General features: G+C 44.4%; 21 protein-coding genes. 19 read left to right on the top strand and 2 right to left on the bottom strand.

Annotation, left to right across the window (positions count from 1 at the left end):
* Position 1: 1 nt before the first annotated feature.
* The 18 genes from CCC17_RS05445 (at position 2) to CCC17_RS05530 (ending at position 22,763) form a co-directional block, all read left to right on the top strand.
* Entirely contained in the window at positions 2 to 901 is a 900-nt protein-coding gene (locus CCC17_RS05445) for a PSP1 domain-containing protein (RefSeq protein ID WP_287082670.1), read from the top strand.
* On the top strand, positions 891 to 1,631 hold the full coding sequence (locus CCC17_RS05450) for a tRNA1(Val) (adenine(37)-N6)-methyltransferase (RefSeq protein ID WP_059086497.1): 741 nt from the start codon (positions 891 to 893) through the stop codon (positions 1,629 to 1,631). Before CCC17_RS05445 ends, CCC17_RS05450 begins: the two co-directional genes overlap by 11 nt.
* 895 nt (positions 1,632 to 2,526) lie before the next feature.
* Positions 2,527 to 3,390, top strand: coding sequence for a 16S rRNA (cytidine(1402)-2'-O)-methyltransferase (gene rsmI, locus CCC17_RS05455; protein WP_278655354.1), 864 nt, complete (start codon positions 2,527 to 2,529; stop codon positions 3,388 to 3,390).
* 380 nt (positions 3,391 to 3,770) lie between these two features.
* Positions 3,771 to 4,760: a 3-isopropylmalate dehydrogenase gene (locus CCC17_RS05460; RefSeq protein ID WP_287082671.1), complete on the top strand. Its 990-nt coding sequence runs from the start codon at positions 3,771 to 3,773 to the stop codon at positions 4,758 to 4,760.
* Between the two features lie 350 nt (positions 4,761 to 5,110).
* Entirely contained in the window at positions 5,111 to 7,036 is a 1,926-nt protein-coding gene (gene gyrB / locus CCC17_RS05465) for a DNA topoisomerase (ATP-hydrolyzing) subunit B (protein ID WP_015526581.1), read from the top strand.
* A 14-nt stretch (positions 7,037 to 7,050) separates the two neighbouring features.
* On the top strand, positions 7,051 to 9,603 hold the full coding sequence (gene gyrA, locus CCC17_RS05470) for a DNA gyrase subunit A (protein ID WP_270486668.1): 2,553 nt from the start codon (positions 7,051 to 7,053) through the stop codon (positions 9,601 to 9,603).
* 15 nt (positions 9,604 to 9,618) lie between these two features.
* Complete coding sequence (locus CCC17_RS05475; RefSeq protein ID WP_021651690.1) at positions 9,619 to 10,248, top strand: hypothetical protein; 630 nt, start codon at positions 9,619 to 9,621, stop codon at positions 10,246 to 10,248.
* Positions 10,249 to 10,271: 23 nt separating this feature from the next.
* Positions 10,272 to 10,985, top strand: a complete 714-nt coding sequence (locus CCC17_RS05480; protein ID WP_270486672.1) for a lysophospholipid acyltransferase family protein — start codon at positions 10,272 to 10,274, stop codon at positions 10,983 to 10,985.
* Between the two features lie 181 nt (positions 10,986 to 11,166).
* Positions 11,167 to 12,633, top strand: a complete 1,467-nt coding sequence (locus CCC17_RS05485) for an alpha-L-fucosidase (protein WP_161209732.1) — start codon at positions 11,167 to 11,169, stop codon at positions 12,631 to 12,633.
* Positions 12,634 to 12,700: 67 nt separating this feature from the next.
* Positions 12,701 to 14,023, top strand: a complete 1,323-nt coding sequence (locus CCC17_RS05490; protein ID WP_118608775.1) for an alpha-L-fucosidase — start codon at positions 12,701 to 12,703, stop codon at positions 14,021 to 14,023.
* A gap of 95 nt (positions 14,024 to 14,118) precedes the next feature.
* Positions 14,119 to 15,417, top strand: a complete 1,299-nt coding sequence (locus CCC17_RS05495; RefSeq protein WP_287082672.1) for a leucine-rich repeat protein — start codon at positions 14,119 to 14,121, stop codon at positions 15,415 to 15,417.
* Positions 15,418 to 15,625: 208 nt separating this feature from the next.
* Entirely contained in the window at positions 15,626 to 16,168 is a 543-nt protein-coding gene (locus CCC17_RS05500) for a helix-turn-helix domain-containing protein (RefSeq protein ID WP_015526587.1), read from the top strand.
* Positions 16,169 to 16,170: 2 nt separating this feature from the next.
* The gene (locus CCC17_RS05505; RefSeq protein WP_178818380.1) at positions 16,171 to 16,977 is read left to right on the top strand and encodes a hypothetical protein; all 807 of its coding nucleotides are present in this window, start codon (positions 16,171 to 16,173) and stop codon (positions 16,975 to 16,977) included.
* 645 nt (positions 16,978 to 17,622) lie between these two features.
* Complete coding sequence (locus CCC17_RS05510) at positions 17,623 to 18,699, top strand: LacI family DNA-binding transcriptional regulator (protein ID WP_287082673.1); 1,077 nt, start codon at positions 17,623 to 17,625, stop codon at positions 18,697 to 18,699.
* A 255-nt stretch (positions 18,700 to 18,954) separates the two neighbouring features.
* A complete protein-coding gene (locus CCC17_RS05515) occupies positions 18,955 to 19,980 on the top strand; it encodes a sulfate ABC transporter substrate-binding protein (protein WP_287082674.1) in 1,026 nt (341 codons plus the stop codon).
* A 59-nt stretch (positions 19,981 to 20,039) separates the two neighbouring features.
* A complete protein-coding gene (cysT, locus tag CCC17_RS05520) occupies positions 20,040 to 20,879 on the top strand; it encodes a sulfate ABC transporter permease subunit CysT (protein WP_287082676.1) in 840 nt (279 codons plus the stop codon).
* Positions 20,879 to 21,715 carry a sulfate ABC transporter permease subunit CysW gene (gene cysW, locus CCC17_RS05525; RefSeq protein WP_287082678.1) on the top strand — a complete coding sequence of 279 codons (837 nt, stop codon included), beginning with the start codon at positions 20,879 to 20,881 and terminating at the stop codon, positions 21,713 to 21,715. The genes cysT and cysW overlap by 1 nt, the downstream gene beginning before the upstream one ends.
* Entirely contained in the window at positions 21,705 to 22,763 is a 1,059-nt protein-coding gene (locus CCC17_RS05530; protein WP_092072438.1) for a sulfate/molybdate ABC transporter ATP-binding protein, read from the top strand. Before cysW ends, CCC17_RS05530 begins: the two co-directional genes overlap by 11 nt.
* Positions 22,764 to 22,918: 155 nt before the next feature.
* On the opposite strand, the gene CCC17_RS05535 is transcribed toward CCC17_RS05530, so the two are convergent.
* Positions 22,919 to 23,866 (bottom strand): serine hydrolase domain-containing protein, encoded by a 948-nt coding sequence (locus tag CCC17_RS05535; RefSeq protein WP_287082679.1) that lies wholly within the window; start codon positions 23,864 to 23,866, stop codon positions 22,919 to 22,921.
* A 23-nt stretch (positions 23,867 to 23,889) separates the two neighbouring features.
* Positions 23,890 to 24,726, bottom strand: coding sequence for a MurR/RpiR family transcriptional regulator (locus CCC17_RS05540; protein ID WP_092072444.1), 837 nt, complete (start codon positions 24,724 to 24,726; stop codon positions 23,890 to 23,892).
* Positions 24,727 to 24,985: 259 nt separating this feature from the next.
* Between CCC17_RS05540 and CCC17_RS05545 the strand changes: the two genes are divergently transcribed.
* Positions 24,986 to 26,332 carry an APC family permease gene (locus CCC17_RS05545; protein WP_021653084.1) on the top strand — a complete coding sequence of 449 codons (1,347 nt, stop codon included), beginning with the start codon at positions 24,986 to 24,988 and terminating at the stop codon, positions 26,330 to 26,332.
* The last annotated feature ends 3 nt before the right edge of the window (positions 26,333 to 26,335 follow it).

The raw sequence follows: 26,335 nt of genomic DNA on the forward strand, positions 1-26,335 counted from the left end.
AATGGAAAAGGTAGTTGGAGTCAGATTTCGTAACGTTGGTAAGATTTATTATTTTAATCCTAAGAATTATAAGGTGAAGGTCGGCGATCATGTGATCGTGGAGACTGCCCGTGGTGTGGAGTATGGCCGTGTTGTCCTGGAGCCGCGCAGCGTGAAGGAGGACGAGGTGGTCCATCCGCTGAAGGAGGTTCTCCGTGTTGCAACGAAGGAGGACGAGGACCATGAGGCTGAGAACCGTCAGAAGGAGAAAGAGGCTTTTAAGATCTGCAAGAAGAAGATCCGTGAGCATGGGCTTGAGATGAAGTTGATCGATGCGGAGTATACCTTTGATAATAACAAGGTGCTGTTTTATTTTACAGCGGATGGCCGTATTGATTTCCGGCAGCTGGTTAAGGATCTGGCGTCTGTGTTTAAGACCAGGATCGAGCTTCGTCAGATCGGTGTCCGTGATGAGACGAAGATCCTTGGCGGTATTGGTATCTGTGGAAGGACGCTTTGCTGTCATACGTATCTTTCGGAGTTTGCGCCGGTTTCCATCAAGATGGCGAAGGAGCAGAATCTTTCTCTGAACCAGACGAAGATTTCAGGTGTTTGTGGTCGTCTGATGTGCTGTCTGAAGAATGAGCAGGAGACTTATGAGGAGCTGAACCGGAATCTTCCGGGTATCGGTGATATTGTGACGACGCCGCAGGGTGTTTCAGGTACGGTCCAGAGTGTGAATGTTCTCCGGCAGATGGTTAAGATCGTGGTTGAGGTGAATGACGAGAAGGAGATCCAGGAGTTTCCGGTCCGTGATCTGAGGTTCCGCCCTAAGAGAAAAAAGGGTAAGGGTGGTGCCGGTTCTGCTGACCATGAGGAGAAAGAGGTTAAAAAGGGAGATTCGAAGCCGAATGAGAAGTGATCTGGTTTATTGCGGTGAGCGTGTGGATGATCTTCAGAATGGGTTGTTTGTGATCCAGGATCCGAAGAAGTTTTGCTTTGGGATGGATGCGGTTCTGTTGTCTGGTTTTGCCCGGGTGAAGAGGGGTGAGGTTGCGCTGGATATGGGGACCGGTACGGGGATCATTCCGATCTTGCTTTCTGATCGTACGGATGGGGAGCATTTCACGGGGCTGGAGATCCAGCATGAGTGTGCGGAGATGGCTGACCGTAGTGTGAGGTATAATGGTCTTGAGGACAGGGTTCGGATCGTTGAGGGTGATATCAGGGAGGCTGCCGGGATTTTTGGGGCGGCTTCTTTTGATGTGGTGACGTGTAATCCGCCGTATATGATCGGGCAGCATGGGTTGACGAATCCGCATCTTCCGAAGGCGATCGCGAGGCATGAGATTTTGTGTTCGTTTGATGATGTGGCTTGTCAGGCTGCCCGGGTCCTGAAGGATAGGGGGCGGTTTTTTCTGGTGCACAGGCCGTTCCGGCTTGTGGAGCTGATGGCGACTTTGACGAAGTATAAGCTGGAGCCTAAGAGGATGCAGCTGGTGTATCCTTTTATTGATAAGGAGCCGAATATGGTGTTGATCGAGGCTTGTAAGGGCGGGAATTCCAGGATTCGGGTTGAGCGGCCGCTGGTGGTTTATGAGCGGCCGGGGGTTTATACGGAGGATGTTTTGGAGTTGTATCGGATGGTGTGAATGTTGTGATGTTGTGGCTTAGGGTGGCTGCCTGGTTGGTTGTTTGGTTGGTTGTTTGGTTGGTTGTGAGAGATTGGGTGGCTGTGGTACTTCGGTTGGTGAAGGGACGGCGAGGGGAGGCAGGCTGCTGGTGGTGACACGCTGCGCCCCCTGCTCGGCTGCGGCGCCGGTTTGCTGCCATTCGCGCAAACTCGCTTCGCTCAAACAGTGCGCTCGGTGGCAGCAGCTATCCTCACCTCGCTGACGGGGGCTCCGCTAACGTCACCACCAGCAGCCTGCCTCCCCTCACCTGAGATTCAAAGCGAGAGATCGCAGCGCGTAGTGCGCTGAGTATCGAAGAATACAGACACCTTGCCGGAAGTGAATCATAGAGAAAGTGAAGAAATGAAATAATATCGGCATAGAGTAGCGCGCTGAGTATCGAAGAATACAGAGACCTTGCCAGAAGTGAATCACGGAGAAAGTGAAGAAATGAAATAATATCGGCATAGAGCAGCGCGCTGAGTATCGAAGAATACAGACACCTTGCCAGAAGTGAATCACTGAGAAAGTGAAGAAATAAAATAATATCGGCATAGCGTAGTGCGCTGAATACCGAAGAATACAGACACCTTGCCAGAAGTGAATCACGGAGAAAGTGAGGAAATAAAACAACATCGGCACAGCGTAGCGCGCTGAATACCGAAGCATACAGACACAAGTCAACAAATAAGAACAACGAATCCCTTGCACTACTAAAAAAAAGCCCAAGGGGTGTGCAGAGGGGGCGCGGCTTTGCGGCCCCTTTGCGGTTTTCAAAGCTTCCAAACTTAAACAAATCCCCGCGGTCAAGCGGAAACCCCCACGGCCAAGTGGAAAACAACTCCCCGCGGTCAAGCGAGAAAAGAGGCAAATTATGAAACAAAACGGAAAACTATACTTATGTGCCACCCCCATAGGAAACCTCGAAGACATCACCCTTCGAGTACTAAGAACCCTTCGGGAAGTGGACTTAATCGCCGCGGAAGATACCCGCAACAGCATAAAACTGCTGAATCATTTTGATATAAAAACCCCCATGACCAGCTACCACGAATACAATAAGATCGATAAGGGCCATGTCCTCGTGGAAAAGCTGCTGGCGGGTACAAACATTGCGTTGATCACAGATGCAGGTACTCCGGGTATCTCAGATCCCGGGGAGGAGCTTGCCGCCATGTGCTATGAAGCCGGAATTGAAGTGACTTCACTTCCGGGTCCTGCTGCCTGTATCACTGCTCTGACTTTGTCAGGCCTGCATACCAGGCGTTTTGCTTTCGAGGCTTTTCTTCCGGCGGATAAGAAAGAACGAAAAACGATCCTGGAGGAGCTTTCCTGTGAAACCAGGACTATTATCCTGTATGAGGCACCTCACAGGCTTGTACGGACTCTTGGTGAGCTCAGAGAGGCGCTTGGCAACCGCCGGATGACTCTTTGCAGAGAGCTGACCAAGAAGCATGAGACGGCATTCCGGACTACGATCGATGATCTGATGGATTTTTATAAAGATGAGAAGCCGCTGGGTGAGTGTGTTCTTGTGATCGAAGGCAGGAGCCGCAGTGAGATGGAGGCGGAGAAGCGTGCTTCCTGGGAGGAGATTTCCATTGCGGAGCATGTGGCGATGTATGAGCAGCAGGGGAATTCCAGGAAGGATGCCATGAAGCTTGCTGCCAAGGATCGTGGTATTTCCAAGCGGGATATTTATAAGGCGCTTCTGGATGGAGAAGGTTCTGCTGAATGATCAGGTGTAATTGTGGTACGGATCGTAGGTAACGTGATCGTGGATGATTGAATAAGCTGCATACTGTGACCAAGGATTTTTGGGAACGTATGTGGCTTTTTTTATTGTGGTAATAAAAAGTACTGTGCGGATTTTGTCGAAATGATTTGCTTGCAGTATAGACCATATTGTGGTAAGCTGATCTTATCAAAAATAAAAAGCAGTTCCGGGATTCTATGGAAATGCTGTAAAAGCATATTTTCTAAAAATAATCTTATTTTTCTATTACATTTCATATATCAGGCAGATTGCCTGTCATCTCAGAAAATTCATGCTTTTTTCCATTTTTCAGCAGGAGTTTTCAGATGAGGCTCCTTGAGATCAAAATAGAGGAGTCGTGTATGATCGTAAATAAAAACAGAACAAACAGCTCTAACCTGCGGCAGTGGCATCCTGCATTTTTTGCTGATATCCAGATAGAACTGGAGGCAGAAAGGGAGAATCTGATTTTTGAGAATGAGCATCAGCTTGGGACGAAACCAATGGAGATCGATGCGCTTGTGATCAAAAAGAAATCAGATATCCCCATTAATAAAAACATAGGAAGGATCTTCCGAAAATATAATATCATTGAGTATAAGAGTCCGACGGATTATATAAGCATCAATGATTTTTATAAGGTGTGTGGATATGCATTTTTTTATAAAGCGGATACGGTAACTGAGGATGAAATCCCAATTGAGGAGATTACGATCTCTTTGGTAAGCAGGGCATATCCCCGGAAGATGCTCCGTCATTTGAGGGAGTTTTGGAAATGCCGGGTAAAAAAGATGGAAGAAGGAATTTATTACGTAACAGGATCTAAGATCCCAATCCAGGTCATTGTAACAGAGCAGTTGTCGAAGAAGAAAAATCTGTGGCTGAGAAGTCTGACTGATAGAATAAAAGATAAGGAAGATATGAAACGACTTCTCAATGAATACAGAGAAAAGCAGAAAAATCCTTTGTACGAATCAGTTATGCAGATGATCGTAAGGGCTAATGAAGAAAAATTCAGGGAGGCGGATTGTATGTGTGAAGCATTAAATCGGATCATACAGGATCAGATCGAGGAAAAGATAAGAAAAAGTTTACAGGCTGGCTATGATGAAGGGTATGGAATTGGAATGCAGGATGGAATAAAGGATGGAATGCAGCAGGGAATGCAGCAGGGAATGCAACAGGGGATGCAGCAGGGAATACAGCAGGGAATGCAACAGGGAGAACATAGTATTAACAGTTTGATCCTCTGCCTTGCTGAACTGGGCAGGACGTCTGATATTATAAAATCGGCATCAGATCCGGAATACCAGAAGAAATTGTTAAAAGAATTTGGGCTTTTACTGGAGTAGCTGAATATTCCATATATTTTAAGCGCATATTGTGCTATGTAATTTGAAATTGCATTTAATAAGATACTTTTTTGCCTGTATTTCCTATGATTTTGCGTGGAAATACAGGCTTTTTTGTGCTATAATAAACTCTGTATTCGTATGTAAAAAATATTTATTTTACAGGTATAAATGACACTTCCGGAGCGGGTTTGAGAATTGCTTTCTGCAAAATGAAAATACAGTATTTCCTGAAATTAAAAGATCAGTTTATCTTGTTCAGGATTTGATGTAATGATTTCTGAAGCTGCTATGGTTCTGCAGAAATGAATTTTCAAACACGTCCGGACGACAAGAACAGGAGGAATGACATGGGCGCAGAGAATACAGAATACGGCGCGGATCAGATCCAGATCCTGGAAGGACTGGAAGCCGTACGTAAGAGGCCTGGAATGTATATCGGAAGTACCTCCAGCCGTGGACTTCATCATCTCGTATATGAGATCGTGGATAACGCAGTCGATGAAGCACTGGCTGGTTTTTGTACGGAGATCCATGTAGATATCAATCCGGATAATTCCATTACAGTTACAGATAATGGTCGTGGTATTCCGGTTGGTATCAATCATAAGGCAGGTATTCCGGCAGTTGAGGTTGTATTTACCATTCTTCACGCAGGCGGTAAGTTCGGCGGTGGAGGATATAAGGTTTCCGGTGGTCTTCACGGTGTTGGTGCATCTGTTGTAAATGCACTTTCCGAATGGCTGGAGGTTACCATCTACCGAGAGGGTAAGGAATACAAACAGAGATATGAGCGTGGCAAGACTATGTACCCGCTGAAGGTGGTAGGTGACTGTGATCCGGGGCTTTCCGGTACGAAGGTTTATTTCCTTCCGGACAAGGAGATCTTTGAGGAGACTGTTTATGATTATGATATCCTGAAACAGAGACTTCGTGAGATGGCTTTCCTGACTAAGGGTCTTCGTATCGTTCTGGAGGATAAGAGAGAGGGACAGGAGCGCGAGAAGGTATTCCACTATGAGGGTGGTATCCGTGAGTTTGTAAGCTACTTGAACAGAAGCAAGGAGGCTCTTTACCCGGAGATCATTTACTGTGAGGGTGAGAAGGACGGCGTGTCTGTAGAGGTTGCGCTGCAGCATAATGATTCCTATACAGAGAACACCTATGGCTTTGTAAACAATATCAATACACCGGAGGGCGGTACACACATTACCGGTTTCCGTAATGCGATCACCAATACATTTAATGATTATGCACGTAAGAACAAGCTTCTCAAGGACAGTGAGCCGAACTTAAGCGGTGATGATATCCGTGAGGGCCTGACTGCGATCGTCAGTGTTAAGATCGAGAATCCGCAGTTTGAGGGTCAGACCAAGCAGAAGCTTGGAAACAGTGAGGCCAGAGGTGCGGTAGACAGTGTTGTAAGTAAACAGCTGGAGATTTTCCTGGAGCAGAATCCTGCAGTTGCCAAGGCTACCGTTGAGAAATCCGTTCTTGCACAGAGAGCCAGAGAGGCAGCCAGAAAGGCACGTGACCTTACAAGAAGAAAATCCGCACTGGACAGCATGTCGCTTCCGGGAAAGCTTGCAGACTGTTCTGACAAGAATCCGGAGAACTGTGAGATCTATATCGTAGAGGGAGATTCCGCGGGCGGTTCTGCCAAGACAGCGAGAAACCGTGCCACACAGGCAATCCTTCCGCTGCGTGGTAAGATCCTGAATGTTGAAAAGGCACGTCTGGATAAGATTTACGGAAACAAAGAGATCAAGGCAATGATCACTGCCTTCGGAACCGGAATCCATGAGGATTTTGATATTTCCAAGCTTCGTTATCACAAGATCATCATTATGACCGATGCCGATGTTGACGGTGCACATATCGCAACACTGCTTCTGACCTTCCTGTATCGTTTCATGCCGGAGCTGATCAAGCAGGGATATGTATACCTGGCGCAGCCTCCTCTCTATAAAGTGGAGAAGAACAAAAAGGTATGGTATGCATATGACGATGATGAGCTGAACAATATCCTTACCGAGATCGGACGTGACGGAAACAATAAGATCCAGCGTTATAAAGGTCTGGGTGAGATGGATGCCGAGCAGCTCTGGGAGACTACTATGGACCCTGAGAAGAGAATCCTTCTCCGTGTGACCATGGACGAAGCTGCCACATCTGAGATCGATCTGACATTTACCACTCTTATGGGAGACAAGGTAGAGCCAAGACGTGAATTTATCGAAGAAAATGCAAGATTCGTTAAGAATCTTGATATCTAGGAGAATAAAGAAGAATGGAAGATAATATTTTTGACAAAGTCCACGAAGTGGATCTGGAAAAAACGATGAAGGAATCTTACATCGACTATGCCATGAGTGTTATCGCCTCACGAGCTTTGCCTGATGTAAGAGACGGTCTGAAGCCGGTACAGCGCCGAGTTCTGTACTCTATGATCGAGCTGAATAATGGTCCTGACAAGCCACACAGAAAATGTGCGCGTATTGTCGGTGATACCATGGGTAAATATCATCCGCACGGTGACAGCTCCATCTATGGTGCGCTGGTCAATATGGCTCAGGAATGGTCCACAAGATATCCGCTGGTTGACGGACATGGAAACTTTGGTTCCGTGGATGGTGACGGTGCGGCTGCCATGCGATATACAGAGGCACGTCTCAGCAAGATATCCATGGAGATGCTTGCTGACATCAACAAGGATACGGTTGATTTTCAGCCGAACTTTGATGAAACAGAGCGTGAGCCGGTTGTGCTTCCGGCACGTTTTCCGAACCTTTTAGTAAACGGTACTACAGGTATTGCGGTAGGTATGGCAACCAATATTCCGCCGCATAACCTTCGTGAAACTATCAATGCAGTTGTTAAGATCATTGACAACATTGTAGAAGAAGACAGAGAAACAGCTATGGAGGAGCTTCTTGAGATCGTAAAGGGACCGGACTTCCCTACAGGAGCGACCATCCTCGGAACGAGAGGTATCGAGGAAGCTTACCGTACCGGACGTGGCAAGATCCGTGTCCGTGCGGTGACGAATATCGAGACTTTGCCAAACGGTAAATCCCGTATCGTGGTTACCGAGCTCCCGTACCTTGTAAACAAGGCACGTCTGATCGAGAAGATCGCAGAGCTTGTCCGTGACAAAAAGATCGACGGGATCACAGACCTGAACGACCATTCCAGCCGTGAGGGTATGCGAATCTGTATTGATCTTCGTAAGGATGCCAATGCCAACGTGATCCTGAATCTGCTTTACAAGCATACACAGCTGCAGGATACTTTTGGTGTGATCATGCTTTCTCTTGTTCCAAATCATGGAAGCATGGAACCGAAGGTTCTGAACCTGAAAGAGATGCTGGAGTACTATCTGGAGCATCAGGAGAATGTAGTTCGCAGAAGAACACAGTATGATCTTAATAAGGCACAGGAGAGAGCCCATATTTTGGAGGGTCTTCTGAAGGCACTTGATAATATTGACGAAGTGATCCGCATCATCCGTGGTTCCCGCAACGTACAGATCGCCAAGCAGGAGCTGATCGACCGTTTTGAGCTGACAGATGTGCAGGCACAGGCGATCGTGGATATGCGTCTCCGTGCATTGACAGGTCTGGAAAGAGAGAAGCTGGAGGCTGAGTATGCAGAGCTTATGGAGAAGATCCGCAAGTTCCAGGCAATCCTTGCTGACCGCAAGCTCCTTCTCCGGGTGATCCGTGAGGAGATTCTTGCCATTGCAGAGAAATACGGCGATGACAGAAAGACTTCCATCGGATACGATGTATATGATATCTCTACAGAGGATCTGATCCCGAGAGAAAATACAGTGATCGCAATGACAAAGCTTGGTTATATCAAGCGTATGACCGTTGACAACTTCCGCAGCCAGAACCGTGGTGGCAGAGGAATCAAGGGTATGCAGACGATTGAGGATGACTATATCGAAGAACTTTTGATGACGACAACGCACCATTATCTCATGTTCTTTACCAATACAGGACGTGTATACAGACTGAAGGTATATGAGATCCCGGAGGCCGGTCGTACAGCTAGAGGAACTGCGATCATCAATCTTCTGCAGCTTGCACCGGGAGAAAAGATCACAGCTGTGATCCCGCTTCGTAAATATGAAGAGGGTCGTTATCTGATGATGGCCACCAAGAAAGGCCTTGTGAAGAAAACTCCGATCAAGGATTACGAGAATGTCCGTAAGACAGGTCTTACAGCAATCGTTCTTCGTGATGATGACGAGCTGATCGAGGTTAAGTCTACTGATAATAACAAAGATATTATTCTTGTGACCAGGGACGGACAGTGTATCCGCTTTAAGGAAACAGATGTCCGCAGCACAGGCCGTGCGTCCATGGGAGTAAGAGGTATGAATCTTACTGACGGTGATGAAGTTGTTGCCATGCAGCTGAACACTCAGGGAGATTATCTGCTTGTAGTTTCCGAGAACGGAATGGGCAAACGTACAGCTATGAGTGAGTTCGTTGTCCAGAACCGTGGCGGTAAGGGTGTGAAGTGCTACAAGATCACCGAGAAGACCGGAAATGTTGTCGGCGCCAAGGCTGTCAACGAAGAGAACGAGATCATGATGATCACTACAGAGGGTATCATTATCCGTCTGCAGTGTGCGGATATCTCTGTTCTTGGAAGGATCACCTCCGGTGTGAAGATGATCAATCTTACAGAGGGTGTAACTGTTGCAAGTATCGCCAAGGTAAGAGATAAAGATCCGGAAGCAGATACAACTACCGAAAAAGCTGACGGAAAAACCGGCGATAACGAAGAAGGCTCTGCAGAGGAAGCTGTCACAGGCAGTGAAGAGGAATAAGGTCGAGGATAAGTCATGACGACGACAAAGAAAAAACGCAGAAAAAAATCAGTAAAGAAGCTGAAATACTCTAATAAAAAACTGAATTTTGTCCACATTGCGACACTGGCGGGGATCATTCTGATCCTGCTGGTGATCGTTCTGGCGGCCAGAGGCTGCGGAAAGATCAGCCACAGAACTCCGGAGGGGGTTGTGGAAGGCTACATCAAAGCGGCAGCAGCAGGCAAGAATAAAAAGATGCAGAGCTGTTACAGTGCGGATAAGTTATCGGATGAGGCGAAAACAGAGATTTCCTCCACGATAAAATATTTTCAGGCCCATGGAGTAAAGGATGTAAATATCGACAGCTGTGGCTCCATTTCTGAAAACAAAAATTATTCGTATGTTTATATCCGCTATAATCTTGTTCTGGAGAACGAGCAGGAATATCCATGTATCAGTACCTATCTTGTAAAGGTCCAGGACAAAAAGTATTATCTGTATGCGCCTTCTGAGATTTCAGATAAGATCAGCCAGCAGGCTGCTAAGGATTATCAGAAATTTATGACTACGAAAACCTATACAGATTATACAAAGGCTTATGAGGTTTTTCTGAAAAAGAATCCGGGATACGAGGATAAGATTGCAGGGAAACTGAACGGATAAAGCAGAGGCGGGAGGATGTAAGAATGAAGCGGATTTTGCTGATGGTGCTCAGAAATATAGTCTTTGTTCCTTACTGGTGGATCAAGCTTTGCTGGTATGCAGCGCATACAGATGATTATCCGGAAGAGAAGAAATACGCATTCCTGAGACTGGTAGATGAGCATGCCATTGAAGGCGGAAATATCCATATTGATGTGCATGGAGCTGAAAATATCCCAAAAGAAAAGGGATTTATGTTTTTTCCGAATCACCAGGGACTGTTTGATGTGCTGGCGATCATCCGGGCATGCCCGGTTCCTTTTTCGGTAGTTGCCAAGAAGGAAGTTGGAGAGATTCCTTTTCTGAAGCAGGTTTTTGCCTGTATGAAGGCCTTTATCATTGACAGGGAAGACCTGAAGCAGTCCATGCAGGTCATTGTCAATGTAATACGGGAAGTGAAGGCTGGTCGTAATTATCTGATCTTTCCGGAGGGAACCAGAAGTAAAAACGGAAATCATCCGGGGCCGTTCAAGGGCGGCAGCTTCAAGACTGCCACCAAGACAAAATGCCCGATCGTTCCGGTTGCACTGATCGATTCCTTTAAGGCTTTTGATACCGGTTCTACAGAGAGGCTCACCGTACAGGTGCATATCCTTCCTCCGATGTATTATGAGGAATACAAAGATATGCATACCACAGAGCTCGCAGAAGAAGTGAAGAGACGGATCGAAAAGGTGATCGAAGAGAATATTATGTAAAAAAGAAAAGACTTTGATGAAGTTGGAACAAAAACATCATCAAGGTCTTTTTTTGTTGTATGTTATGTATAAAAACGAAACGTTTTATTTGTGAATTGTTGGGCATATACAACCAAAAGGTTTGATGATAACATAGAGACATCCATACAATATAAATAAAAGATGTAAAGAGGACGAACAGATGAAAAAAGAAGAATACCTTTCTCTGATCGATGAGGTGATCGCACAGGGACCATACACGGATACCTGGGATTCTCTCTGTGAGCATCCTACGCCGAAGTGGTATGCAAGAGATAAATTCGGAATTTTTATCCACTGGGGTGTTTACAGTGTTCCGGCTTTCGGAAATGAATGGTATCCCAGAAATATGTATGTGAAAGGCTCTAAGGAGAACCTGCATCATACAGAGAAATACGGAACTCTGGATAAATTCGGCTACAAGGATTTTATTCCTCAGTTTAAGGCTGAGAAGTTTGATCCGAAGGAATGGGCGGCCTTATTTAAAGAGGCGGGGGCGAAATTCGTAGTTCCGGTAGCGGAGCATCACGATGGATTTCAGATGTATGCCAGTGACCTTTGTCGCTGGAACGCTGCTGAGATGGGACCGAAAAGAGATATTCTCGGAGAGCTGAAGATAGAGGTTGAGAAAGAGGGAATGGTTCTCGGTGCTTCTTCTCACAGAGCAGAGCATTACTGGTTCTTTAATGGAGGTCGTCAGATCCCGGAGGCTGATGTCAATGATCCGGAATATGCGGATCTTTATGGGCCGGCAGCAGGAATCACCAGAGATATGAGTGATATTTATGACAATCCTCCGACAGAGGAGCATATGCAGGACTGGCTTGTCCGCACCTGCGAGATCGTGGATAAATATCAGCCATCCATTGTGTATTTTGACTGGTGGATCCAGCAATATGCATGGAAACCGTATCTTCGTAAATTTGCAGCATATTATTACAACCGTTCTGCACAGTGGGGAAAAGAAACAGCCATTGATGCCAAATTTGACGCATATGTTTACGGCAGCGCAGTCAATGATCTGGAAAGAGGTCAGTTAGACCATATCACACCGGATCTGTGGCAGAATGATACGTCTGTAGCTAAGAATTCCTGGGGCTATACCATTGGAAATGATTATAAGAAGCCTTCCGATGTAGTGCTGGATCTGATCGATGTAGTCAGCAAAAATGGTGCACTTCTTCTTAATATCGGACCGAAGCCGGATGGAACAATTCCGGAAGAGGATGCACATATCCTGAGAGAAATGGGAAAATGGCTGAAGGTAAACGGAGAGGCGATATACGGAACCAGATACTGGAAGATATTCGGAGAGGGACCGACGGTGGTTCCGGAGGGACATTTCACGGATACCTATGATAAGCACTTTACTTCTGAGGATATCCGTTTTACAAGTAAGAGCAATCATATTTATGCGACTGTTCTGCACTGGCCGGAGGATGGAGAGATCCATATCAAAGCTCTTGGCAATGATATGAAGCTTTTGAAATCCACGATCCGGGATATTGAGATTCTCGGAACAGATCTGCATCCGGCATTTGCGAGAAATAAAGAACTGGATATTTCCTGCGGAAGAGGGGTTATTGAGGCGGGAGATATGCCGGTGGTATTGAAGATCACAGTAGAATAGCTGTTGGGGGAAGCAAGTAAATTATAATGTCTTTTTGAAAGGACAGAAAGGATAAGGTATTTTAATTATGGGAGATGTAAGATTCACAGGAAACTGGAACTCTGTAAATGCACACACAGTTCCAAAATGGTATGAGGATTGTAAATTTGGAATTTTTATCCATTGGGGAATTTATTCTGTGCCGGCATTTGCACCGCATACATGGGAGCTGGGAGAGGTTGATTCCAAGGAATGGTTTGCGGATAATCCGTATGCAGAATGGTATTACAATTCTCTGAACATTGGAAAAGGCCCTACATATAAGCATCATATAGAAAAATACGGAAAAGATTTCAAATACGAAGATTTTATTCCTATGTGGAAAGCTGAAAACTGGGATCCGAAGCAGTGGGCAGAGATCTTCAAAGAAGCAGGTGCGGAGTATGTTGTTCTGACAACCAAGCATCATGACGGATTCTGCCTGTTCCCAAGTAAATATACACATTTCAATTCCGTAGAAATGGGACCGAAGAGAAATATCACCGGTGAGCTGACAGAAGCTGTCCGTGACGCAGGAATCCGCATGGGCCTGTATTATTCCGGACTGATCGACTGGCAGTATGCAAACGATCCTATTTTTGAGGATGATGATCTGTTTGGAACAGCCAGTCCGACATTTGCATATGCAGATTATTCCTATAATCAGATGAAAGAGCTTGTAGATGATTATGCACCGAGTGTGTTCTGGAATGATATCGGATGGCCGACACAGAGTGAAGAGATGATGCCGTATTTCTTTGCACATTATTACAATAAGGTTCCGGAGGGTGTGGTAAATGACCGTTTCAACGGACGTTATCATGATTTCCTTACTAAGGAATATAAAGCCGGTTCTGTAAACAGAAATGAGAAATGGGAGATGTGCCGTGGAATGGGCTTATCCTTCGGTTATAATGCCAACGAAGGCGATGACAAGCTGATCTCTGTTCCGGATCTGATCTCACTTCTTGTCGGAACAGTGGCAAATAACGGAAATCTTCTCCTGAACATCGGCCCGAAGGCAGACGGAACTATCCCGGAGGAGCAGGTAAGAAGACTGAAGATCCTGGGTGCATGGCTGAAGGTAAACCATGACGGTATTTACGGAACACGCTGCAGTGACCGTGAATCTGAGCTGCTTGAGAGTGGAATCGAGCTCCATTATACACAGAAAGACGGAAATCTGAATGTGTTTGCAGATCATCTGAAGGAAGGTGCCAATGAATTCCTGATCAAGGGCTATCACGGACAGCTGAGACCATTTGATCCGGCAGTGAAGGTAGAAACTGAAGATACTGCAGAAGGACTTCTTGTGAAGATCCCGGAATATAAAGAAGATATGTATGTGGTTGGATTAACCAACAGATTCTAAATGATGAACAGGAGGACCGGATGTATGTCGGTCCTTTTGTTGCTGCATGGGAGAAGATCGTGGATATCCGATCGATTCTCAGGGAGGGAGCTTTTATGTTTGGGAAAAAAATCGCAATACTGTTATCAACGGCAATGATCCTGACAGGGTCCTGTGTATCTTCTGTGGCTGTACATGCACAGACTGGTTATGCGGCTGAATATGCGCAGGAAGCATCGGCAGCAGGTGTGCAGAGCACTGCAAAGCTTGTTGCGAAGGGCTCCTGTGGAAGCAAAGCTGTTTACCGATTGTACTCCAATGGAAACCTGCAGATACAGGGAAAAGGGGAGGTTAAGGTTACCGATGATTTTTCATACAGATCAGCAATGATAAAAACAGTAACCGTTGCATCTGGGATCACGGGAATCGGTGACAGAACCTTTTCAGACTGCAGAAATATGAAGAGGATTTCGTTGCCGGGAACTCTGCGGAGTATTGGAGTAAGAGCATTTGGAGATACTGCGATCACCAGGATCAAGCTTCCTGATGGACTGAAAAGCATTGGTGCATATGCTTTTTACCAGAGTAAGCTTATGAGCCTAGATGTACCGAAAACTGTAACAAAAATTGATGAATATGCTTTCAGTTACTGTAACAGTCTGGAATCTGTCATCATTCCGGGAAGTGTGAAAATATTACCGGAATCGTTATTTGAGGCGGATATGAAGCTGAAAAAGGTTACGCTTGGACAGGGCGTTTCCAGGATAGAAAGAGCGGCCTTTCGGCATTGCGGTTTGACAGGAGTAAGCTTTCCGGACAGTGTTACGGTTATTGGTGAAGGTGCGTTTTCTTTTTGTACAGATCTCAGAAAGGTGTCGTTGCCGAAGAAGCTTACAGAGATCGGGAACGGTGTATTCAGTAATTGTCGAAAACTGGGGAATATTACAGTACCTGCCAGTGTGAAAAAGATCAGAAGCCATGCTTTTTATGATTGCCTGGCAATGAAAAAGATTACGATCCTCAACAGTAAAACAGTGATAGAAAAAGAAGCGATCGGCTATAATTTCAATAATGGAAAAAATAAAACTTTTGTCATTGCCGGAAAAAAGGGTTCTACTGCGCAGACTTACGCAAAGAAAAATGGGTTCCGTTTTTTGAACAATACTGCCGCAGTAAGGACCGCAAAGATGACCGGCGTGCCCAAAACAAAAACCATACTTCGTGGAAAAACATATACGATCCAGGCAGTGACCGTGCCGTATTACAGCGACGAAAAGATTCTTTTCCGTTCCTCGGATCGCAGGATCGCTACGGTAAATTCCAAAGGTGTTGTAAAGGGAATCCGAAAAGGGACGGCCGTGATCACCGTGCAGAGCGGAGCGAAAAAACTGAACTGTAAGATAACGGTGAAGTAACAATGAAGCAGGCGTACGTAAAATCGCCATAACAGTGAAAGAATACAAAAGAAAATAAAAACAGAAGCCCGGCAGATGAAACATGGAGAGTTTTCCATGTGCAGCTGCCGGGTTTTTTATAAATATAGAAAACCCTTAAAATAAGGAATAAAATAGCTTGTTATACCCTTAAAATAAGGGTATATTAATAAAAAAGGGGGAATCTAAAATGACAGGATATGCTGTGAAACATTCGATACGGGCAGAAGATATACGAATTTTAAGGAAGAAATTGAAGCTTACACAAAAAGATTTTGCAAAGTTAGTAAATGTATCTCAGAAAACAATAGAAAGATGGGAAAGTGAAAATCGGGATATTACAGGACCGGTTACGACATTAGTTCATATTTTAAACGAGTATCCTCAGATAGAGGAAAACCTCCGCGTGCCGGAAAAAGAATATCCGATACGCTTATGGTACATGTTTAAGAGTGAAATATGTACGATTATTGATGTGGATGAGAGAGGCAGAAAAGTAAAAATATATAATTATACAAACAATTTTATTAAAAAAGCATTTGGCCGAAATGAAAAACCAACCTTTGAAGAATACGAGGAATTTCTGGAATCTCGTTGTTTCCCGAGACAACGAGACAAAATAAAATTGGTATTAGAAGATTTGAATCTGCCATTTTATGATCCGTTTATGATCATAGAAAAGACCGAAGGAAGAATGGCAGAGGATGATTTCTGGATCAGGATTGAGAGGTAAAGATGGTACAGCTTTTTGAACAGGATATCAAAACAAATGACAGACAATCGTCAAAAGGAAACCAATTGAAATGGTGCAGGAACAATGTATGGTATAAAGCTGATTATATGGGATATGAGGGATTGGTGGAATATGTTGTTTCACGTTTGTTGGAAAAATCTTCACTGAAACAGGAAGAGTATGTTTTATATAAAACAGAAGAGATTAGTTATAAGAGAAGAAAATATCTGGGATGTAAAAGTGAAAATTTTTTGCCTGAGGGATGGCAGCTTATTACATTAGAAAGACTTTTTTATGGATTTTATAATGAAAGTCTTTATAAAAAATTATTCACGATTCCAGAACATTCGGAAAGACTGGAATTTATAGTAGATCAGACGGAACGCATTACGGGAATTAGCGATTTTGGAAAGTATATGAGTAAGATCCTGGCAATTGATACATTTTTTATGAATGAAGATCGGCATATGCATAATATTGGAGTCTTAATGGATGCAGAAGAAAAATATCATTTATGTCCAATATTTGATAATGGTGCAGGACTGCTATCAGATATACAGATGGATTATCCGATGGAAGAAAACATAAATAATCTGATGGAGGAGGCACGATCAAAAACTCTGTGTGAAGATTTTGATGAGCAGATTGAGATTGCGGAAGAATTGTATGGTCAGCAGATAAGTCTGGAATTTACTGAAAAAGACGTAAAAGAAATATTGAATATGGAAAGTTATTATCCGCAGGAATATAAAAAAAGAGTATTTGAGATTATTATGAGCAGGAGGAGAAAGTACAGATATTTATTTTGAACAACTGCACGTCGTATTTTTGGTATTTTGGTAATAAAGCAGGTACAAAAGTTTTCACATGTGCAGCTGTCGGTTTTTTATAGTAGAAAAAATGTTAAAAAATGTCTGTAAACAGACAAAATATGACAAAAATATTCTAAACAAAGTTTGATTAAATGTGATGGGAAATTTATAATTTTAGTATAAATGTGAATTGGAAAATGGGGGAACGGTCACATCCAAAGGTGTTGTAAAAGGCATCAAAAAAGGAACTGCAACCATTACCGTTCAGAGTGGTTCCAAAAAACTGACCTGTAAGGTAACGGTTAAATAATTCAAAGGATATTAGTAATCAGCATTTGTTATTTACTCATAGTTATATCTTATATGTTTGAGTACGCAAAACAGACTGGAGCTTGATAAGAATATATATCAGGTTCTCAGTCTGTTTTTATATATTGCAGGCAAAAAAAGAACACGTTTTCACAAAATAAGATTGACTTTTTTCAAAACTCTTATTATCATATAAAACATATTTAATTACTATGAAATAAGGAATGATAAAAAGTTCTGTTACACTGATGATGCTGAGTTACATAGATGACGTTGAGCAGCTTACAGGACTGGCAGCGGGCAGACCTTTTTTCAGAGGGAGGGGACGGGTACATGTCCATCAAGAAGATCGCAGAAAAGGCAGGGGTTTCACCGGCGACGGTTTCCAGAGTTTTGAATAATCCCAATTATAAATGTTCTGTTTCCGGCCTCCGGGACAAGATATGGAAAACAGCTATCGAGATGAATTATGTGCCCAACGAGGCGGCCCGGAATCTGAAAAAAGGCGTTTCCGCAAAGCAGGAGAAAACCTGGTACATCAATATCCTGATGACAAGAACCGATTCTTCCACGACCGATCCGTTTTTTGCGGAGCTCCTTCGGGTGATCGAAAGTGAGATCCATGATAAAAACTGCATTCTTTCCAAAGTATGGTATATGTCTGTGTTTTCCGATGACCGGAAGTGCCGAAGGGAGAATCTGGACCGGCTGATCGACGGAATGTATGACGAGGTGGACGGGAAAAGGGATGGCCTGATCATCATCGGCAGATGTAATAAAGAGGCTTTGAAGAAGCTGAATAAGAAGTATAAGAGTGTAGTATCGGTGAACCGGAATTCTACCAATTATGAAGTGGATGAGGTCCTTTGTGATGGGAAAAAGATCGCAGCAGCGGCAGTGGAATATCTGATTTCCCTGGGACACAAAAATATCGGTTATATTGGCCAGTGTCACAGCGAGGACCGGTATAACGGGTATCTGGAAACACTGAAGAAGCATGATCTGGATGTGATACCGGAGTATGTTATCGAAACAAAGCAGACTGAGGCCGAGGGCTACGAGGCCATGGAAAAGTTCTTTCAGTCGGACGACATGCCAACCGGAATTTACTGTGCCAATGATATTTCAGCGATCGGAATGCTGAAGTGCCTGAATAAATTTCGGAACAGGTATTATATGCCTTCGATCATATCCAGCGATGATATACAGGAGGCACAGTTTACCAGACCGATGCTGACAACGGTGAGTCTGCCCAAGGAGGATATGGGAAAATTTGCATTATACCTGCTGCTGGACCGGCTGAAGGGCGGGCATTCCGGTATTGTGCGAATGGAGCTGGAAGGCAGACTGATGATACGGAACAGCTGCAGCAGTGTGGAGGACAGTATGTGGAGCGATTATTGTATCTGAGGATTGCGGATACGCAGATATAATGACAGACAGGATGCGGTTGCGCTATGGCCAGAATATTTTCTATGAAAACGTTTTCAAATATTCCTATTTAATTAATGGGAATAATATGGTTTAATGTATTCAATTCAAAAAAAATTACAGAACCACAGTAAACGGAAAGAACAGGTATGATTTGACAGCGAAATGAAGCATTTACATTGTTGGGAAAAAGATTTCCAAATAAAAATGTGGTTGTAAAGGAGTACACAGATCATGAAAAGAAAACGCATCGCAGGTGTCTGCATCACACTGGCAGCAGTGGTACTGGCAGGAACTTTTGCAGTGTCGGGAAACAATACAAAGGATAAAAATCACGTGGAAATCACCAATGTATCCTATGATCCGACCAGAGAATTTTATGAAGCATATAATAAGAATTTTTCAAAATATTGGAAAGAGAAAACGGGTCAGAGTGTGGATGTGATCCAGTCTCATGGCGGTTCTGGAAAGCAGGCTCTTGAGATTTCCAATGGACTTCCTGCGGATGTGGCGACACTTGCACTGGAATATGATATCGATGCGATCCGGAATGCCGGTCTGATCGACAAGGGATGGATCGATGAATATCCGGATGACAGTGCTCCTTATACTTCCACCATTGTATTTCTTGTTCGGAAGGGAAATTCGAAGAATATCCACGACTGGGATGATCTGACAAAGGATGGTGTGGGAGTGATCACTCCCAATCCGAAAATATCCGGTGGCGCCCGCTGGAATTACATGGCAGCATGGGCTTATGCCAATGAGAAATATAACGGCAACGAGACAGAGATGAAAGCCTTTATCAAGAAGCTTTACAAAAATGTCCTGGTTCTGGATTCCGGTGCAAGAGGTGCCACAACCTCTTTCGTGGAAAACGGGCAGGGGGATGTGCTGATCGCCTGGGAAAATGAAGCGTTTCTTTCTGTAAGGGATAATCCGGATGATTGCGAGATCGTAACGCCGGGCATCAGTATCCTGGCACAGCCATCCGTTGCTGTTGTAGATGAAAATGTGAAAAAGCATGATAATGCAGAAGCTGCGAAAGCATATCTGAAATATCTGTATTCCGATGAAGCTCAGGAGCTGATCGCTGAGAATTACTACAGACCGGTTGATCAGACGATCCTGAAAAAGCATGCAGATACTTTTAACCTGGAGGTGAAGCTGACAACGATCAAAGATTTCGGCGGCTGGGATGCAGTTCAGAAAAAGCATTTCGCAGACGGCGGAGTGTTTGATGAGATCTATGAAGAGTAGAAGAGCCTGAGATTTTGTAACAGCTCAGAAACTTAGAATAGAAAAGAGGGGAGACAGAAATGAAGAAACAACAGAGTAAACGTGTGATACCAGGCTTTGGACTGACAATGGGAGTGACTTTGGCGATGCTGAGTATCGTAGTTCTGATCCCTCTTGCGTCTCTGGCAGTATACTCGGCGCGGCTGGGGCTTCGGGAATTTATTGAGGTGATCACACGGCCGAGGGTTTTGTCCGGATTCTATGTAAGCTTTATTACCGCATTTGCGGCCACAGTGATCAATGCCATTATGGGACTGGTCCTTGCGTGGGTGCTGGTAAGATATGATTTTCCGGGAAAAAGGATCATGGATGGAATGATCGAGCTGCCTTTCGCACTGCCGACTGCAGTTGCCGGTATCTCACTGACATCCCTGACATCCGATAAAGGTCTGGTGGGAAGCTTTTTTGCAAATTTCGGTATTAAGATCGCATATACCAGGATCGGTATCACGGTGGCATTGATCTTTGTGGGAATCCCTTTTGTAGTCAGGGCCATTCAGCCGGTGCTGGAGAAGCTGGACGGTTCTTATGAGGAGGCGGCTCGTGTCATGGGTGCAAAGCCATTCACCGTTTTTCGCAGAGTTATTCTTCCGGAGCTTCTGCCGGCAATGCTTTCCGGGGCGGGACTTGCCTTCGGACGCTGCCTGGGAGAATACGGAAGCGTTGTTTTTATCGCAGGAAACAAGCCTTATTATACAGAGATCACGCCGCTGATCATCATGTCAAAGCTTCAGGAGTTTGACTATGAAAGCGCAACAGCTATCGCACTGGTTACACTGGCAGTATCATTCCTGATCCTGTTTGGTGTGAATGTGGTGCAGGCAAGAAATACGAAACGTATCAGAGGGAGGGATGCATAATGGATGGAAAAAAGAAGCAGGCTTCCGGGCCGGTGAAATGGATCCTTATCGGGATTTCCGTGATCTTTCTTTTTGTGATGCTGGTACTGCCTCTGGTGGTTGTTGTAACCCAGGCACTGAGCAAGGGCTGGCAGTGCTATGTGCAGGCGGTGACAGATGAGTACACGCTGAAAGCGCTGAAGCTGACCATTGGGGCGACGGCTGCGGCTGTTGTATGCAACACGATCTTTGGTCTGTGTGCGGCATGGGCAATGACCAGATTTCATTTTCGGGGAAAAAAGCTCCTTACCACTTTGATCGATGTTCCGGTTACAGTATCACCGGTTATCGCAGGTCTTATCTATATCCTGGTTTTTGGAAAGCAGAGTCCTCTTTATTCTGTTCTTGAAAGTGCAGGGATACAGATCGTGTTTGCAGTTCCTGGAATTGTCCTGGCAACGATCTTTGTCACATTTCCATTTGTGTCCAGAGAGATCATACCGGTTCTGGAATCCATAGGGTCCGATGAGGAAGAGGCGGCAGCACTGATGGGAGCAAAAGGCTGGACGATTTTTACCAAGGTGACATTTCCGCATATCAAGTGGGCATTTCTCTATGGTGTTGTGCTGTGTACAGCCAGAGCCATGGGAGAGTTTGGAGCTGTGTCCGTACTGTCCGGACATCTCCGTGGAAAAACAAATACACTTCCGCTTCATGTGGAAATTCTTTATAACGAATTCCAGTATGTTCCGGCATTTGCGGTTTCTTCGATCCTGGTGATCCTGGCGGTGATCCTTCTGATCGCAAGAAATGTTCTGGAGCATAAAGGAAAGGGGGAAAAAGGCGATGTACGTTGAGTTAAAAAATATCAATAAAACATATGGGGATTACAAGGCATCTGATAACGTAAGCTTTGGTATCGAAAAGGGGAAGCTGATCGGTCTTCTGGGGCCCAGCGGAAGTGGAAAAACTACGATTCTCCGTATGATCGCCGGTCTGGAGCAGCCAGACAGCGGGGAGATCATCATCGACGGAAGAGTGGTCAATGATGTGCCTGCCAGCGAGCGAGGCATTGGATTTGTGTTCCAGAATTATGCTCTTTTCCGGTATATGACGGTGTATGATAATATTGCATTTGGCTTGAAGGTGCAGAAGGCGGACAAGAAGTATATTAAGCAGAGGGTTATGGAACTGGTAGAGCTGATCGGGCTGAAGGGCCTGGAGAAAAGATATCCGAGTCAGCTGTCCGGTGGTCAAAGACAGCGAGTTGCTTTTGCCCGGGCTCTGGCTCCGAATCCGCAGCTTCTCCTTCTGGATGAGCCTTTTGCGGCGATCGATGCAAAGATCCGTACGGAGCTTCGAAGCTGGCTGAAGGATATGATCGAGAAGCTGGGGATCACCAGTATTTTTGTTACCCATGACCAGGATGAGGCTATTGAGGTGGCGGATGAAATTATTATTACCAACCGTGGACGGATCGAGCAGAAGGGAACTCCACTGGAGGTTTATCAGAATCCGGATACTGCGTTTACGGCGGGATTTTTCGGGCAGACTTCTGTGATCGATGATTACCAGGTGTTCAATCACTTCGAGGAAGTTCCGGGAGGCGAAAAAGCCATTGTCCGTCCGGAGTTTGTAAAAGTGACTAAGAAGAACGAGGAACAGAAATATAAAAGCTCTGCAACAGAGGGCGTCGTAGAACGAGTCGCATTCCGCGGCAGCAGCCTGGAACTGAAAGTCCGTGTAGGAAACACCACACTCAGCGCCAGAAGAAGCCTTGACGAAGAACCCGTCCGGGAAGGCGAAGTTGTGGATGTGTTTGTGCAGAGGATTTTTGTAACGAAGGGAAATGAGGCAGTACTGCTACATAATACAGCTATGGTTGAGGATTGGTTAGTGATATAAAAAAATGCCGCGGGAGCGGCATTTTTTTATGAGCAAGTAGCGTTAGCGGATTGCGAATATCATATGATGTGGCCGCGGAGTGGCATTTTTTTATGAGCAAGTAGCGTTAGCGGATTGCGAATATCATATGATATGGCCGCGGGAGCGGCATTTTTTTATATATGTGAAATTTTCACACCGTAATATTCTGCAAGAGAATCCACCAGGTCATCACGGATTTTTTTGTGGTCATTTCCATCCAGGGACATGACACAGGATACCATCTGACGTTTTTTGTCAACGACGCAGTATTGGCCGTAATTGCCGGACAGGATCAGTGTATCTTCCATAGGTCCCATATATATGAAATATCCATAACCATAGCTCTGGTAATCCGGATGCTCCGTCAGTGGATTGTAAGAATCGATATGTTTCTGACAGGCATCAATCACGAATTTTTTTGGGACGATCTGTTTTCCGTTCAGGGAACCCTCATGCAGAAGCAGATGTCCAAAACGAGCCAATTCATCAATCGTCAGATACAGTCCGTTAGCTGCCATACAATGTCCCTGAGGGCAGAGGGTCCAGTCCGGATTCGGAATGCCAACCGGTTCAAAGAAACGATATCGCAGATAATTCAGCAGACCCGTTCCGGATTTCTCTTCCAGAAGAACAGATAAAATATAGGAACAAAAATTGCTGTACACAAAATGAGTACCGGGTGTATATGGAAAAGAATCATTCTGAAAGAAATATCTCACCCAGTCCTTTTCTCTGTATCGCTCTGGTCCATCGCAGAAAAAGAGCGGATCTTTCTGACCGGATGACATGGTAAGAAGATCACGGATCTTTATCTTGTACAGATTTTCAGAAGGGTCGGAAGGGAAATATTTTTCAAACCAGGGATAAATGTATTCATCAAGAGTGATCAGTCCTTCACGTTCTGCGATACCTGCGGCCATTGCAACAAAAGGCTTGCTTATAGACCATATATTTAAACGGGTTTTGACCGGAAAAAGTCTGAATTCTTCTTTTAGAAGATCATTTTTATATATCTGTGCGTAGACGATATTGGAATGATGTTGCTTTGATTTCTCAAGAAAAATATCTAAAATTTCCTGCATGATAATCCCCCCCCCTGAAATTATTATTCGTAAAAAAGATCAAAGTCTGAATAAAGTTCTTCTAGGTCATGAAGTCGTGTACTGATGGATTTGCACCTGGTTTTGCGGATTTTTGCAACAATACTGTCAAACAGACAATAGAGGCATGAGAAGGAGTTAAATCCCATTTCATTGAGATTGATCTCTGTAATGATAGCGTGGTCTGCCAGCGCCCATGCCGGTGATGAAATGCTGTCTGTGATGGCGAGTATCTTTGCACCATGATTTTTGGCAATCTGTGCATATTTCAGAGACCATTTGGTATAGCGGGCAAAAGAGATCAGAAGAACAACTGTATCCTCGGATGCTTCTGTGAGATATTCGAAATTGGAATCGTAAAATTCGTGAACCACCTTGGTATTTCCAAGAAGCTGATTCAACAGAGTTCCCATCCAGAGAGCGGCACTGTAGGAAGAGCGTGCACCAACAATGAGGCGTTTTTTGGCATTGCTCAGATGGGTAACAATCTGATCCATATCTTCCTGATTCAGATGAGATGCCCAGCTTTCCATGGAGTGGAGTTCGTTGGCAATGATGTTTTGATAAAAATTTCCGCTATCCAGCCGTGAATCGTCTGTTATAACCGTAGGAACGGAAAGAATATCATTCTGTACAGTACGCTGCATTTCAGAAAAACTTTCAAATCCCAGGGAATAGGCAAGGCGTATGATAGTGGTTTCGCTTACGGAAATTTCCTTGCTGAGTTTCGCAAGGGTGGAATAACTGAATGAATCAAGGTGTTGTAATATATATTCGGCGACTTTCTTCTGACCGGCAGAAAGGAAAGATACTTTTTCACGGATCAACTGTTCTATTTTCATGAAAACCTCCTGTATTGTACGATTAGTATAATAAATTATAACAGGTGTAAAGTTTGATTACAATATAATGGAGTAAAAAATTCTTCTTAATATAAAAAAGATGTAAATAATGCACAAATTAAAGTGTGTATTTTTAATAATATTGTCAATAGAAATCTTGAAACCTAGATGCTAATATAGCATTAAATAATTCACATGACGTCAGAAAAAGAATTAATTACACTATTAATGTTAAAGTCAATAAAAAAGGGGGGCTTTTATGTCGTCAACAGTAAAGGAAATAAAAGAAAAAACAGGTTACCTGAAACGAAGTGATCTTTATACAATCGGTGTAGGACAGGCGATTGGATCGGGTGTTCTGACACTGATCGGACCGGCAATTCTTTTGACTGGTCAGTCAGCATGGTTGGCATATGTAGCTGCATGTATCTGGGGATTTATGATGATTGCACCAATTCCATGGATCACATCTACACTGAAACTTGGAGGAGGATTTTATTCTCTGGTAGGAGATATGGCCGGCAAACGAGTTGCCGGTATGTATGCAGTAGGATTTTTGCCACAGACGATCAATCTGGCGACTTATGGTGTGGCAATTGGTATGTATGCAAATTCCCTGTGGCCGCAGATTAATGCGAAATGGTTTGGAATTGCAGCCCTGAGTGTGTTCTTTGCCATCAATCTGTGTGGTGTGGATGTAATGGCGAAGGTACAGAAAATTCTGGTTATCCTGCTGTTTGTTGCACTTGGTCTGTTTATTGTTCTGGGATGCCTCCAGCTGAAAAATCCGGTGTTTGAGTTTACAGCACCAGACTTTTTCTCCAATGGTCCATCCGGATTCTTTTCCGCAATCATGCTGTATGTATATTCAACAAACGGATATTCCTGCATTATGAATTATGGTAAACAGGCAAAAGAAGCGCATAAAGATATTCCAAAGGCACTTCTGTACTGTATTCCGACACTGATGGTTGTATATGGCGGTGTTGCAATTGTAGCAAGTGGTGTGCTTCCTCTGGATCAGGTAGCCGGACAGCCGCTTACCCTGGTTGCAAAAAATATTTTAAATCCGGCACTTTTCACAGTATTTATGATTGGTGGTCCGGTACTTGCACTGTCTTCATCCATTAATTCAACAATTTCCAATAACTGTATTCCGGTTGCACAGTCCTGTAAAGATGGATGGCTTCCGAAATCATGGGCAGCTCAGAACAGAAGAGGGGCTTACTGGAAACTGATGACATTTACTTATCTTATGGGAATATTACCTGTGTTACTGGACTTTTCTATCAGTGATGTTGTAAATAATATTATGCTTCTGGCATCAGCATTGGCATTTCTGCAGATTTATGCGTATTTCCAGCTTCCGAAAAAACATGCAGAAGCATGGGAAAAATCACCAATGCATATTTCTAACGGAAAATATTATTTCCTCTGCTGTTTGAGCCTGTTTGCATATATCTGCATTTTTATCAATTCTTGCAGAAGCCTGAAACTTCCGGTAGTAATCATCAGTCTGATAGCCATTGTAGTATGCATGGCTTACGGATGGTTTAGAAGTGTAAGTCCTGATGTAAAGATGGAAACAAGTGTGTGGGAGGATTAATGT

It is taken from the genome of Blautia sp. LMAG:36 (genome assembly GCF_008680535.1).
In the GTDB taxonomy this organism is placed as follows: domain Bacteria; phylum Bacillota; class Clostridia; order Lachnospirales; family Lachnospiraceae; genus Blautia_A; species Blautia_A fusiformis.